The organism is Psychrobacter muriicola 2pS, assembly GCF_904846535.1.
GTDB classification, from domain to species: Bacteria; Pseudomonadota; Gammaproteobacteria; order Pseudomonadales; family Moraxellaceae; genus Psychrobacter; species Psychrobacter aquimaris.
In genome coordinates this window covers 22646-35932 of record NZ_CAJHBC010000001.1, presented here as the reverse complement: position 1 = coordinate 35932, position 13287 = coordinate 22646, and the positions used below count along the sequence as shown (strand labels likewise).

9 protein-coding genes and 1 pseudogene are annotated in these 13287 nt (G+C 43.7%); 9 read left to right on the top strand and 1 reads right to left on the bottom strand.

What is annotated here, in order from left to right:
* Positions 1-65: 65 nt before the first annotated feature.
* Both JMX93_RS00150 and JMX93_RS00145 read left to right on the top strand, forming a co-directional pair.
* The gene (locus JMX93_RS00150; protein ID WP_193012716.1) at positions 66-920 is read left to right on the top strand and encodes an alpha/beta fold hydrolase; all 855 of its coding nucleotides are present in this window, start codon (positions 66-68) and stop codon (positions 918-920) included.
* 9 nt (positions 921-929) lie between these two features.
* Positions 930-1715, top strand: coding sequence for a 2-keto-4-pentenoate hydratase (locus tag JMX93_RS00145; protein WP_499203489.1), 786 nt, complete (start codon positions 930-932; stop codon positions 1713-1715).
* A 153-nt stretch (positions 1716-1868) separates the two neighbouring features.
* Here the strand turns inward: JMX93_RS00145 and JMX93_RS00140 are convergent.
* Positions 1869-2048 (bottom strand): annotated as a pseudogene (locus tag JMX93_RS00140) (IS256 family transposase); the annotation flags it as partial.
* A 725-nt stretch (positions 2049-2773) separates the two neighbouring features.
* On the opposite strand from JMX93_RS00140, the gene JMX93_RS00135 reads away from it, so the two are divergent.
* The 7 genes from JMX93_RS00135 (at position 2774) to JMX93_RS00105 (ending at position 13286) form a co-directional block, all read left to right on the top strand.
* Positions 2774-4123: a diaminobutyrate--2-oxoglutarate transaminase family protein gene (locus JMX93_RS00135; protein ID WP_193013522.1), complete on the top strand. Its 1350-nt coding sequence runs from the start codon at positions 2774-2776 to the stop codon at positions 4121-4123.
* A gap of 93 nt (positions 4124-4216) precedes the next feature.
* Positions 4217-5761, top strand: a complete 1545-nt coding sequence (locus JMX93_RS00130) for a pyridoxal phosphate-dependent decarboxylase family protein (protein ID WP_499203488.1) — start codon at positions 4217-4219, stop codon at positions 5759-5761.
* Positions 5748-7556, top strand: a complete 1809-nt coding sequence (locus JMX93_RS00125) for an IucA/IucC family protein (protein ID WP_499203487.1) — start codon at positions 5748-5750, stop codon at positions 7554-7556. Before JMX93_RS00130 ends, JMX93_RS00125 begins: the two co-directional genes overlap by 14 nt.
* A 73-nt stretch (positions 7557-7629) precedes the next feature.
* A complete protein-coding gene (locus JMX93_RS00120) occupies positions 7630-9012 on the top strand; it encodes a lysine N(6)-hydroxylase/L-ornithine N(5)-oxygenase family protein (RefSeq protein ID WP_443557190.1) in 1383 nt (460 codons plus the stop codon).
* Between the two features lie 55 nt (positions 9013-9067).
* Entirely contained in the window at positions 9068-9673 is a 606-nt protein-coding gene (locus tag JMX93_RS00115) for a GNAT family N-acetyltransferase (RefSeq protein WP_499203486.1), read from the top strand.
* A 91-nt stretch (positions 9674-9764) separates the two neighbouring features.
* Entirely contained in the window at positions 9765-11192 is a 1428-nt protein-coding gene (locus JMX93_RS00110; protein WP_499203485.1) for an MFS transporter, read from the top strand.
* Positions 11193-11393: 201 nt separating this feature from the next.
* Complete coding sequence (locus JMX93_RS00105) at positions 11394-13286, top strand: IucA/IucC family protein (protein WP_499203484.1); 1893 nt, start codon at positions 11394-11396, stop codon at positions 13284-13286.
* The last annotated feature ends 1 nt before the right edge of the window (position 13287 follow it).

Here is a 13287-nt window from a genome sequence, read left to right as displayed (position 1 = left end):
GCTATCAGTAACTTTATTAATCTCGAACAGCATAAAATTTATTCTAAAAATATATGGAGAACACCATGACAGCATCTATTCCAAACTTTAAAACGCCAGAGTTTTTTGGTCTTGAAGATAAATGGATTGAGACAGATTCAGGTGAGCTTACTCACTACTATGATATTGGAAAAGGTACTCCGGTCATGTTTTTACATGGATCAGGAACTGGCGTATCGGCGTCCGCTAACTGGTGGAAGAACCTACCAGAGCTCGGTAAAGAGGTTAGAGCAATAGCCTTTGACTTTATTGGCTATGGTGAAACGGTAACACCAGCAGATATAAAGTATGGTATCAGAGAGTGGGTCAATCATACGATTCGACTTATGGATGCTCTCGATATTGAAAAAACATGGCTAGTCGGTAATTCGCTGGGAGGCTGGGTTGGTTTTCAGATGGCGATTGATCATCCAGAACGCCTACATGGCATTATTTCTATGGGTACAGGAGGCGCAAAGCTTAATAAAGCTTTAGCCGCTCACTCTAAGCCTGATGTCTCTAAAGCAGGTATCCGTCGTGGTTTAGAGATGATGGTTACTGATAAATCGTTAGTGAATGACACTTTGGTGGATATCAGATATGCAGCAGCACTAAAAGACGAAGCAGAAGAACGTTTGATTCCAGTAGTCACTGCACGTGACCGTGATCGAGATGCGTTACCATTAGACTTAGAGAAGCTATCCCAGTTAACCATGCCTATATTGTTGATTCATGGTAAAGATGACAAAGTCATTCCATTAACCCGTACTTGGGAGTTGCTGACAACTATCCCTGATTCAGAAGCTCATATATTTAGTGGCTGCGGGCATTGGTCACAGATTGAAAGAGCAGATGATTTTAATCAGCTAATTACTCATTATTTAGCAGGTCAAAAAGCTTAAGGGATAATTATGAAAGCACAAATTTTTCAACAAGCCGCCGATTTGCTTTGGCAAGCCGAAGAGAATAACGCACCCTGTAAACCAGTACGAGAGTTGTTTGATGACTCGTTGAGCATTGAGGACGCTTATAAAATTCAAGAGATCAATACTAAGCGTCGTCTATCAATGGGCAATAGAATCATTGGTCGTAAAATTGGTCTTACCTCAGAGGTTGTTCAAAAACAGCTAGGAGTCGATCAGCCTGACTTTGGTAACATCTATGCCAATATGGTGGTAATGGAAGGTGAAACCATTGAGCTAAAAGGTCTAATTCAGCCCAAAGTTGAAGTTGAGCTTGCAGTCGTACTAAAAAAAGATTTGCCGCACCCTGATAGTACATTATTAGATGTAATAGCAGCTATTGACTACGTGCTGATTGCTATTGAGGTAGTCGATAGTCGTATCAATAACTGGGATATTCGCATCGAAGATACTATCGCAGATAATGCCTCATCAGCATTGATAGTATTAGGTCAACGTCCCTATCAGCTTTCCGAAATCGACATGCTTAATACTAAAATGAGCCTACTAGCAGATGGTAGAGAAGTGTCTCAAGGTGTTGGCAGAAACTGTCTTGGCAATCCTTTGATTGCCACGCGTTGGTTAGCGCAGACTATGGCGAAAATGGGTACGCCTATCAAAGCTGGCGAGGTCATTTTAACGGGTGCATTAGGTCCAATGTCAGCAGTCACAGAACCTACCAGTTATACCGCTAAGTTTGATAGTTATGGGGAACTTACTATAGATTTTATTTAGGGCATTTATTGGAATGTCATTTTTGAAAGGGAATTTGAAGTACGCAACCTCACCTAAGTAAAACTCTAACTATGAAAAGCTTAGTGACACAGAATATGAGGGTATCTCATATTCTGTGTCATTGTCATCTAGATTAAATGCCTGCTGACGCGGTTATAAAACATAATCATAAAACATAATCATAAAATGATTGATAGCAGCCATCCAGTGACGGATTGGCATCGACCACTTCTTGGACGCCTGCTGGATTGCGACTACCTTGAAAGTCGCCTGATCAGATGGGAACACATTACGCTTATTCACCGCCGTACGAATCACACTGTTCAGTAATTCAAACCTCAATATCAATCTAGTGACCTGAGTATTTCTAAAAGTAATAAGAGCCCGATAAGGCGGCTTGCTAGCGGCTGTAGTATTAAGTAGGAACTAGAGAGTCTTGGTATTAATGAGTTTAATATTGATGAATTCAGCGATATATCGGGAAATAGTTTTGCTACTCAAATGAAGCATGAGCTACGAACAACTTACTCAGAAAATCGAGATAAACAGTAAAGTTATCAGTCAGTGCTTGTCAAACCTGCTGCGATGCTGGCAACAATCGCTATGTTAGATAACTTAATACAAAGAAAGCCAGATTAACGACCAATACTGATGGGTTTATATTCATGAGTGTTAATCATTCGCCTGCTATTGGGCGTTAAAACCTTAATTTTGTATTAATTCTCAAGGTAAATATTCAAAAATAAATAAATTGGGTTGACAGCAGGGCATAGGTCATCAATAATACATCATATTAACGATAATGATTATCATTTATATTATCATTCAATGTTTAATGCCCGTTATAGTGCATCCACACTATATTTTTTTAAATGAATACCAGATCCAAAAATACACTGAGCCGCGTCAAACTTGTTTAGCCTACTTTGCGTAGTATTTGCACTCGTTTTCCTCGCTACTTTGATCTTTGGGTTTGGTATAAGCCGACTATTTTCTCAAGCTTTCTTTAAAGCCTGTTTTCAAGTTGAAGTTAAGAATAGCGAATAAGGTTCGATACTATGTATATGTCTTTTTTAGATGAAAAAACTGATAACGAATGCTATTTACATCGCCAAGCGCAGTTCGAGTCCAAGGTTCGCAGTTATCCGCGCAAACTACCTTTTGCGATTCAATCAGCAACAGGCGCTTGGATTACCGATGTGGAAGGAAATAAATACATAGATTGTCTATCTGGCGCAGGAACGCTCGCGCTTGGACACAATCATCCTGTGGTCACTGAGAGCATCAAGCAGCTTTTGGATAGCAATCTACCGATGCATACCTTGGACATCACCACGCCATTAAAAGACAAATTTAGTGAGTTCTTATATACGCTTTTGGCCACCAGTAGTGATGAGTATTGCTTGCAGTTTTGCGGCCCAACGGGTGCGGATGCGGTAGAGGCGGCGATTAAGTTGGCAAAACAAGTGACTGGTCGTTCAGGCATCGTCAGCTTCAGCGGCGGTTATCATGGCATGACTCATGGCGCGCTCGCGGTGACCGGCAATCTTGCCCCCAAACAAGGCATCGAAGGATTGATGGGCCCAGTGCAATTTCTGCCGTATCCCAATGCTTACCGCTGCGCTTTTGGCTTGTCTAGTGAGCAAAGTGTCAGCGCACACATTACTTACTTTGAAAACTTTTTAAAAGATGTAGAAAGTGGCGTGGTAAAACCCGCGGCAGTGATTTTAGAGGTTATTCAGGGAGAGGGCGGGGTCAATCCTGCGCCAATAGAATGGCTAAAGCAGGTGCGCCGCGTGACCAAAGAGCTGGATATCTTATTAATCATTGATGAGGTGCAGACTGGGTTTTGCCGTACGGGGCGCTGGTTTGCCTATCAATATGCGGATATCGATCCCGACATGATTGTTATGTCAAAAGCCCTTGGCGGAGGCTTACCAATGGCGGTATTGGGTATCAAAAAACAATACGATGTATGGCAAGCGGGCAATCATTCTGGCACATTCCGTGGTAATCAGTTGGCGATGGCAACGGGGCTTGCCACCCTTGAGTATCTAAAAGAGAACGACATGGCCGCGTATGTCGCTGACATAGGGGCGTGGTTTATGGCAGAGCTGAAATCTCTACAGCAACACTACCCAAGGATTGGTCACATCAGAGGTCGAGGTCTGATGATCGGTATGGAAATTATAAATCCGAGTCTGCCCAAACAAACCGACGGCAGTTATCCTGCGGATAGCGTGGTGGCTGCTAGCATTCAGCAGGATTGTTTTAAGAACGGTTTGGTCATCGAAAAAGGCGGACGCGGCGGAACGGTACTGCGCTTCTTGCCACCGCTCAATGTGACAAAGGACGAGTTACAGCAAGTATTGGCAAAACTGGAAAGTGCGCTGCAAGCCAATTTGTAGCACGTCATAGCGTTAATATGAATGTGTCTTAAAAGGTTGATAAAAACTGATAATAATAATCGCTTAGCGACTTTTTATAACGTCGTAGGATAGATGGGTGAGGATACTTTGCATTTATTAAATGAGCAAACCAGCGAGCAATACCGCACGTACATGCAGCAAACGAGTGCTGTTATCAAACAATGGTTGGATGACAATAATGTGTACTCAGGAGGAACCCCGCCGCAGCTCCAAACGGCAACCGCTATCAATATCAATGCAAAGGGACGAGACATCGAAACCATATTGGCTGACATACAAGCCAAGTTTTTGCCCAGTTGCGTGTCAACAGCGCATCGTCATTGTTTAGCACACTTGCATCCACCGACTTTGCTGATTGGTCAAATTGCCGAAATGATTATCGCAGCGACCAATCAAAGTATGGACTCTTGGAATCAAAGCCCAGCGGCCACTTATATCGAAAAAGAGCTGGTTGAGTGGCTGTGCCAGCGATGGCAGTTTGATACAGGTCTTGCTGTTCAAACAAACGCTCAAACCGATGTACAAACCGATAGTTCATTGACATGTAAATCAGGTGGTGTATTTACCAGTGGCGGTACACAAAGCAATCTTATGGGCTTACTGCTGGCGCGCAATAAGTTCTATGCAGCCAAAGGCGTTGATGTTCAAAAAGAAGAGCTAGTAGGTCAGCCTCGCGGTACGATTTTGTGCTCAGACCAAGCGCATTTTTCTATTGAAAAAAACGCGGCGCTTTTAGGGCTTGGTGTGCAGTGCGTAGAAAAGATAAAGACGGATTCGAGTGGCGCGATGCTCACATCGCATCTTCAGCATAAAATAGAAGAGATCGGGGCAAGCAATGTGATGGCGGTGGTAGCAACTGCTGGCACGACGGATTTGGGCGCTATTGATGACTTAACAGACATCGCCAATATTTGTCGCACTGCTCAGATATGGCTACATGTGGATGCAGCATGGGGCGGGGCGTTACTACTGTCTCAGCGTTATCGACAGCTGATTGACGGCATTCATGAAGCCGATTCAATTACCTTGGATTTTCACAAACATTTCTTTTTGCCCATCAGCTGTGGCGCTTTTTTATTACGCGATCAGCAAGACTTTGAAAGCATTCGTCATCATAGCGAGTATCTCAATTCCTCCGATGATGAAAAAGACAATATTCCTAATTTGGTCACCTATTCTCTACAGACTACCCGTCGATTCGATGCCCTAAAGCTTTGGATGGCGCTTGATTTATTGGGTACGGATGATTATGGCGCTTTGATTGACGCCTGTCTTGATACAGCCAGACAAGCAGCAGAGTTGATTGAAGCCCATGCTGATTTTGTGTTGATGCATCAGCCTATTATTAGCAGTGTCTTATTTTACTTTAAACCACAAAACACCGCGTTATCTGACAAGCAGCTATCTCAATTGAATCGCCAAATTGCGCAAGACTTATTGATTCATAATATTGCCAATGTGGCGACCACTCAAGTTGAGCAGCGCCTCTGTCTAAAATTCACCATTTTAAATCCTAATACCCAAGTCAGCGATATTAATACTATTCTTAAACAAGTGGCTATCGCGGGCTTTAATCGACTCAAGATTTCTGAAGGACAACACTATGATGCAACATAAAACGCTTGATCGTTTGACGCTACAAAATTTAGTGAATGCTTATAGTTATGAGACAGGGCGCGGCAAAATTATACAGATAGACGAGCAGAATGCGCTGCAACAGCAAATCTCACAAAATAAGCCTATTTTGCTATTAAACCTTGCGCCGCACAATACGGTTATGGCTGTTCCTGTAGATAGAGTCAGTCAATTGGGTCAGCACCGTTTCGCTGATACGCCCGCTGTATTAAGTGCAGCCTCATTAAATGATAGTCAGCATGAACATCAGTGGCTGAAACCTTCTGCTATGAGCTTAGCTTCTTTTATTATCGAAGATATCGTTCATCAACATAAAAGTGACGTCACGCTAGATGGCAATGGCGTGCTTAAGCGCTGGCTTGAGAGTTATGAAGGACTACAGATTATTTTAGAGCATCGTAATGATGAGATTGATGACATTGTGGACGACAAACAGGATTTTATTCAAACTGAGCAAAGTCTGATTTATGGACATGCGATGCATCCGACACCAAAAGGTCGAGCAGGGTTTTATGGTGCTGAGTGGGCAAAGTATGCGCCCGAGACAAACAGCAAAACACAGCTGAATTATTGGCTTGTGCATTCGGACTACATTATTGAAGAGTTTGTTGATGGCGATAGCATCACGGCGGAACTCAAGGAAAAGCTATTAACAGATATGAGCGATTATCAGCAACAATTGATAGCGCAAAACCCTGAGCATAAATTGTTGCCGCTGCATCCTTGGCAAGCGACGTTTTTGCAGCAGCAAGCATGGTATCAGAAGTTGATTGAGAAGGGAGAGTTGGTTGATTTAGGCGCGCTTGGCTGGCATTTACATCCAACGACATCGGTGCGCACGCTGGCAGCATTTGACGCCCCTTGGATGTTTAAACTGTCATTATCTGTGGCGATTACCAATTCTGTGCGCATTAATTTTCCCAAAGAATGCAAGCGCGGTATGCATGCTTGCCGAATATGGCGTAGCGACTATGGTAAACAGTTGGGTACTGAATATCCTACGATTGCAGTATTGAATGATCCCGCTTGGATTGCCTTACAGATCAACGGTAAAATCATCGATGAGACCATTTGTATCTTGCGTGACAATCCTTTTACTGAATCCATGCAAGTCACCAATTTGGCGAGTTTAAGCCAAGACCATCCCACTCGTCTAACCAACCGCTTAGCCACTTTATTTCAATCTATTCATCAGCGTACCAATGAGCCTTTGGACAAGATTGCCGCCGAATGGTTCGATACCTATTTACAAGTGGGTTTTATACCGCTTATTCATCTGTATTATCAGCACGGTATTGGGTTTGAGGTTCATCAACAAAACAGCCTGATAGAACTAAAGGACGGTTATCCTGCCAAGTTTTGGGCGAGGGACAATCAAGGATTTGGTTATATTGCTGAATATGCCATGCCGCTTATTGATGCGTATCCTGAGCTTATCAGTGAAAGTGAGTGCGTCATTCCAGAAGATTTTGCCGACTCACGCGTGGCCTATTACTTAGTGGGCAATACGATCTTTGGTCTTATTACAGCGATTGCTCGCACTCAGCTCATCAGTGAAAGCACTTTATTAGCGACGTTCCGAGACTGTCTGGTTACGCTGGAAAAACAGTATCCACACCGCTCGTTATTTGACTTATTGTTGCGTAGTCCCACACTGCCGTTTAAAGGCAATCTACTCACCAGATTGCACGCATTGGATGAGCTGACTGCGCCTGTCGAGACTCAATCTATTTATGTGGATATTCCCAATCCTATTGGGCGTGTTGCACAATCATAAGCAGTCTTGGTCAATCCAAAATAAACGTATGCTAAGAAAATATATTGCTGGTATAAATAATTAAGGAATCAACGTGTTAGATCTTCTCGGTATTGGTTTAGGGCCATTTAATCTTAGTCTGGCAGCATTGCTGAAAAAAACAGACATCACAGCCAAATTCTTTGAGCAAAAGGCGGAGTTTAACTGGCATAAAGGTATGATTTTACCGCATACCACGCTACAAGTGCCCTTTATGGCGGATTTGGTGACATTGATAGATCCGACTAGTCCTTATTCATTTTTAAACTATTTGCATACGCAGCAGCGATTGCTTAAGTTTTACTTTTTAGAGGACTTTAAGATTTATCGCAAAGAGTACAATCATTATTGCCAATGGGTCGCAGGACAGTTAGACAGTCTAGCGTTTGATGCCCAAGTGCTAGACGTGACTTTCAACGAAAATGGTGATGGTTCTATTAATAATGATACCGATAGCGCCAATGCCGACACACATAACGGGTTTGTCGTCACAGTTCAAGAGCAAGGCGAGCAAAAAACGTACTATGCCAAAAATCTAGTGATAGGAACGGGTACGCAGCCAACATTACCGCTCTCGCTACAAAAAATCGCCAATCAAGCGCCCGAACGCTGTATGCACACCGCTCATTTTGCCGATAACTTCGATCTTAAAGCGATCAAAGCAAAAAACGGCAAGACGGCTGATAGGCTGACTAAGATATTGGTATTGGGCTCTGGCCAGTCATCGGCTGAAGTATACCGCGCGTTGTTCGATCAACAATTTGATAGCAATGATCAACCCATGTTTCAACTGGATTGGCTGACCCGTTCGACGGGATTTTTTCCGATGGAATATTCACCTTTGGGCTTGGAGCATTTTAGCCCTGCTTATACCGATTATTTTTATCAATTGGCACCAGAAGCCAAAGCAGACGTCGCGCCCAAGCAAGACTTACTTTATAAAGGCATGGGGTTTGAGACCATCCGAGATATTTATCACAAGCTTTATGAGCGAAGTATCTGCAATCAAGACCTGCACACCACGCTGCTGTGCAACTGTGAAGTAATGGATGCGACTTTTGACGAGACAGTAAAAATGGCATTTGCGCAGCGAGAGCAACAGCAGCAATTTACGGTTGATTATGATTGTGTTATCGCTGGTACTGGCTACCGTCATGCACTGCCGTCATGTCTCAACACACTGCTGCAGGCAATCGAACATGATGACTTTGCGCAGCCCAAGATTGATCGCGATTATGCTTTGGTGTATCAAAAGCAGGCTAGCAATAGTGGCAAAGTCTTTGTGCAAAACCAAGAAATTCATACTCACGGTGTTGGTACGCCTGATTTAGGGTTGGGTGCTTATCGAGCGGGGTATATCGTCAATCAATTGATGGGAAAAACGGTTTACGACACACAGGCTTTACAAGTATTTCAAACATTTGGGGCGTCATCGTAATATCAAACATGCCTTACGGAATATAAAATCAATCACACAAAATTAGGAATAACCAATGCCCACCAACACACAAAATCTGCCCGATACTTTTACGGTAGAAGCGTATCAAAAGACATTTGGACTACGAACCGTCAAATATCCTGAGGACATGCCGCTGCTTTATAAATGGATGCATGCTGAGCATGTGGTCGAACAGTGGCAGCTACATTTGCCGATGCCGCAGCTGCGAGTACATTTTGAAAAAATGCTGGCCGATGACCATCAGCGTCTCTACCTCATAACTTGTGAGGGTGTTGCTATTGGTTATACGGAAATTTATGAGACGGCTCGTGACCGATTGTCTCACTACTATAAAGCCAAAGAAAGTGACATGGGCTGGCATATTCTGCTGGGCGATCCTGCTGTGGTGGGGAAAGGCTATTTAAAGCCAACAGGAATGATGATTAGTAAGTTTATATTTGAGCACACGGATGCCAAAAAAATCGTGGTTGAGCCAGACAGTAAGGTTGAGGTCTATAAGTGGGTGGCTGATAGTTTTGCTTATCATATTCAGCGGCTAATCGATATGCCTGAAAAAAAGGCGTCGCTTTATTTTTGCAATCGTGATGAGTTTTTTGAATCTAGAGGCTATCTTAACTTTTATGGTGAGGTTGCTTCATGAGTCGATTTTTTGTGGTTGTCGGATTACATACGTCTCATCAGGCTTGGCGGTACGACAGTGCCAGTCACACCATTACTAGTCAATGTTTTGAATGATGTCATCACTTAACAGTAGTCATGAATTGACATGCAAGCAGCGTCAACAAGTGCTATTGACACTATTGCTTGGCGGCACGGTCATTAGCTTTAGCAATAGTGCCCTCAATCCTGCTATTCCGGTCTTTATGTCGGTGTTTGCTGTCGACATTGTCATGGGTGGCTGGGTGTTGAACGCTTATATACTGTCTATGAGCGTGGGGCTGATGCTCAGTGGTTATTTGAATAAACAGTTTGCGTTTAAGACCTTGTATTCGCTCGCTATCATAGGATTTATGCTGGGTTCAGTGATTGGTATGTTGGCACCTAGCATGACGATGGTGATTGTGGCTCGTGCTGTACAAGGACTGAGTGGTGGTCTGATTATTCCTTTGTCCATTGGTATGCTTTATCAAATTTATCCGCAGCATCGACATGGCAGAGTGATGGCGCTATGGGGCATCGTGATTATGATGTCATTGGCATTTGGCCCGCTGATAGGGGCTTATTTGGTAGAGCAATTTGCGTGGTGGACATTATTTGCCGTGACTCTGCCACTGAGTGCTTTGGTTATGATTATGGTGTGGTTGTTCTTGCCTGACATTCATGCGCCTAAGGCTTCTAGCACGTTTGATGTAATTGGGTTTGGTAGCTTGTTGGTTTGGCTGCTGGCGTTGATGACTTGGCTGAGTACGCTTAAGGCAGATTTTTATGCCAGCCTAACCAGTATGGTTGGAACAAGCCTATTGGCTGCTGTGTTTTTCTTGTCCTTTGCAGGTTGGTGGGTGTATGAGCGCCGTCAGAGTCAGCCGTTATTGAACGTGCGTTTGTTTCATAACAAAGTGTATTTACACAGTACGATTATCAGCATTACTCAGACTTTGGGTCTGATGGTAGGCCTGTTGTTATTGCCTATATTGGTGCAAGAGGTGATGGGCGAACGTGCGCTATGGACGGGCGTTATTTTGATGATATCGACACTTGTATCTAGCATCACAACTCATTTTGCAGGCAAGCGAGTGGATAGTTATGGCGCTAGAAGTATGGGTGTTTTGGGTATTGTGATCAGCGCGCTGTCTATGCTGATACTGGCATGGTGCTTGTATGAGCCGAGGCTTTGGCTGCTGATAACGGTCATGAGTATACAAGGTGTGGGCGTGGGACTGGCGTATCTGCCAACCACCACGGTGGGTTTTAGTAGCTTAGCCAAAGAAGTGGTCACGGAAGGCGCAGCACTCAACAATATTAGCCGCCGAATTGTCTCTACTATTTTTATAACGTTGATGACGGTCTATGTGGCAGGACGCGGCGCGCAGTTATTAGAAGCTGGCAGCGCGCAAAGTGTCAGTACCGCTATCCAAGAGATTTTTGTCATGCTGGCTGTGATTTTGTTTTTGACGGTCTTTTCAGCGCGGCAATTACCAAAGACGGCATCATCCATTTAGCAGTGTGTTTTTAGCAGTATATCGTCACTTGCAGCCTATCAAATCAACCTATCAAACAAGCCTGTAAAAAAACCGTGAGAAGTTTTTTTACCTTATGGATGTAACTGATTCTCATTCGCTTTAATAGTTGATTGGGTTAACGATTTGGTTAGGTTAATAGTATGGCCGTTTACTTTTTATTTTTAGAGAGGAGATTTATATATGCATCATCAAATATATCAAAGCACAAGCAATAGCAGGACTGATGTTACCAAGCCGTGGCAAGCGCCGATAGATTATCGAGCCATGCAGCGCACAGAGCAACGGGTCATCAAACAACTGTTGCAAGCGTTATTGTATGAAAATATTATTGATTTTGACTATACAAATACCAACGCCAACCATGACAAAGCGCTTTTAGACTTTACCATAAAAGCCAACCATAACGTCAGTTACTGCGCGCAAGGTTATATTCATTATAGTTTTGATATCATTCGTTTTAATGCCCAGAACGTCCAGCGAGTTGTTGATGGCAACGCAAGCGATGCCATACTTGAGCATGTCATCAGTGATATTTTATTGAAGATAACAGATGCGTCCTTAAAAGACAGCTTTATCAAAGAGCTGCGTCACACTTTAATCAATGAGACCCAAGCCCAGCAGCTTTCACCCAATCTACCAATACCAGTTGACACGCTCACTTACGAGCAACTCGAAAGCTATCTGATGGCGGGCCACCCTTATCATCCGTGTTTTAAATCTCGGATTGGCTTTGATTTGCAAGACAATTACGACTATGGGCCGGAGTTTGCGCAAAACATCGAGGTGGTTTGGCTGGCGGTCAAAAAAGAGCTGCTGGTTAGTAATACGGCTTTTGATGCTAATTCTACTGCCACGCTGAACGAATGGATTGCAGACTACATCGATGCCGATAAGTTTGCGGCGTTAAATGACAAGCTAAAACGTATTCTGGTGACGACAAATAATCAAAGTGGGGCAAACGAAGATGAGGCTATCAATGCTTATGGTTTGATACCAGCGCATCCTTGGCAATGGCAAAACACATTAATTGTTGCTTTGCAGCCACTTATTGACACGCAAGAAGTGATTTACCTAGGCAGTACAGGCGCTGAGTACCGGTCGCAGCAGTCGATTCGCTCTTTGTCTATGTTGCAAGACGACAAGGCCTACTTAAAACTCAGTATGCATCTGATGAATACCTCCAGTACTCGTATATTAGCCAAGCATACGGTGATGAATGCTGCGATTGTGACTAAGTGGCTCAACCAATTGGTGGCAGAGGATAAGACAGCGCAAGCATTACAAATTGCCTTTTTGGGCGAGACAGTGGGTGTCAGTTTGGATCATGAAGTGCTACAACAGCGCGGCTATCAGCATCCCCATATTTATGGCGGACTTGGGGCAATTTGGCGCGAAAACGTCAGCCAGTATTTATCGACCAACCAAAAAGCCTTTCCTTTAAATGGCGTCAGCTATATCAACACGGATGGCTCTGTACTCATTGATCCTTGGATTAAAAAATACAGCGTAGAGGGTTGGACGGCTCAGCTTATCAAAGTGACTGTCACCCCGATATTGCACTTGTTATTTGGTCACGGTATTGCGCTCGAGTGCCATGCGCAAAACATCGTATTGGTACACGAAGCGGGTTTTCCTATAAAAGTATTGCTAAAAGATTTGCATGACGGGGTGCGCTATTCGCCAAAGCATCTGACCCGCCAAGACTTAATTCCCAATTTTCATAGCCTGCCAGCTGCCCACGCGGCGCTGAATCGTGGCTCGTTTATTGAAACGGATGATACCGATGGCATTCGTGATATGACGGTTGCCTGCTTATTCTTTGTGGCATTTGCCGACATTGCTATTTTTATGCAGACCCATTACCACTATCCTGAGGCTGAGTTCTGGCAGCAAGTTGCTGACTGTGTGATGGACTATCAAGTACGTCATCCAGAGCATCAATCGAGGTTTGAGTTGTTTGATGTCTTCGCCAAGCAAACGCGTATTGAGTCTTTGGCTAAGCGCCGACTGTTCGGCGATCAGGTGTTTCCGATCAAATATATCAATAATCCATTAGCCAAAATCCGAGTATAGA

Bases quoted from the DNA above. Each gene is read 5' to 3' on its own strand.
- JMX93_RS00130 (WP_499203488.1), top strand. From the start codon at position 4,217: ATGGGTGAGGATACTTTGCATTTATTAAATGAGCAAACCAGCGAGCAA.
- JMX93_RS00145 (WP_499203489.1), top strand. From the start codon at position 930: ATGAAAGCACAAATTTTTCAACAAGCCGCCGATTTGCTTTGGCAAGCC.
- JMX93_RS00110 (WP_499203485.1), top strand. From the start codon at position 9,765: ATGATGTCATCACTTAACAGTAGTCATGAATTGACATGCAAGCAGCGT.
- JMX93_RS00125 (WP_499203487.1), top strand. From the start codon at position 5,748: ATGATGCAACATAAAACGCTTGATCGTTTGACGCTACAAAATTTAGTG.
- JMX93_RS00150 (WP_193012716.1), top strand. From the start codon at position 66: ATGACAGCATCTATTCCAAACTTTAAAACGCCAGAGTTTTTTGGTCTT.
- JMX93_RS00115 (WP_499203486.1), top strand. From the start codon at position 9,068: ATGCCCACCAACACACAAAATCTGCCCGATACTTTTACGGTAGAAGCG.
- JMX93_RS00135 (WP_193013522.1), top strand. From the start codon at position 2,774: ATGTATATGTCTTTTTTAGATGAAAAAACTGATAACGAATGCTATTTA.
- JMX93_RS00105 (WP_499203484.1), top strand. From the start codon at position 11,394: ATGCATCATCAAATATATCAAAGCACAAGCAATAGCAGGACTGATGTT.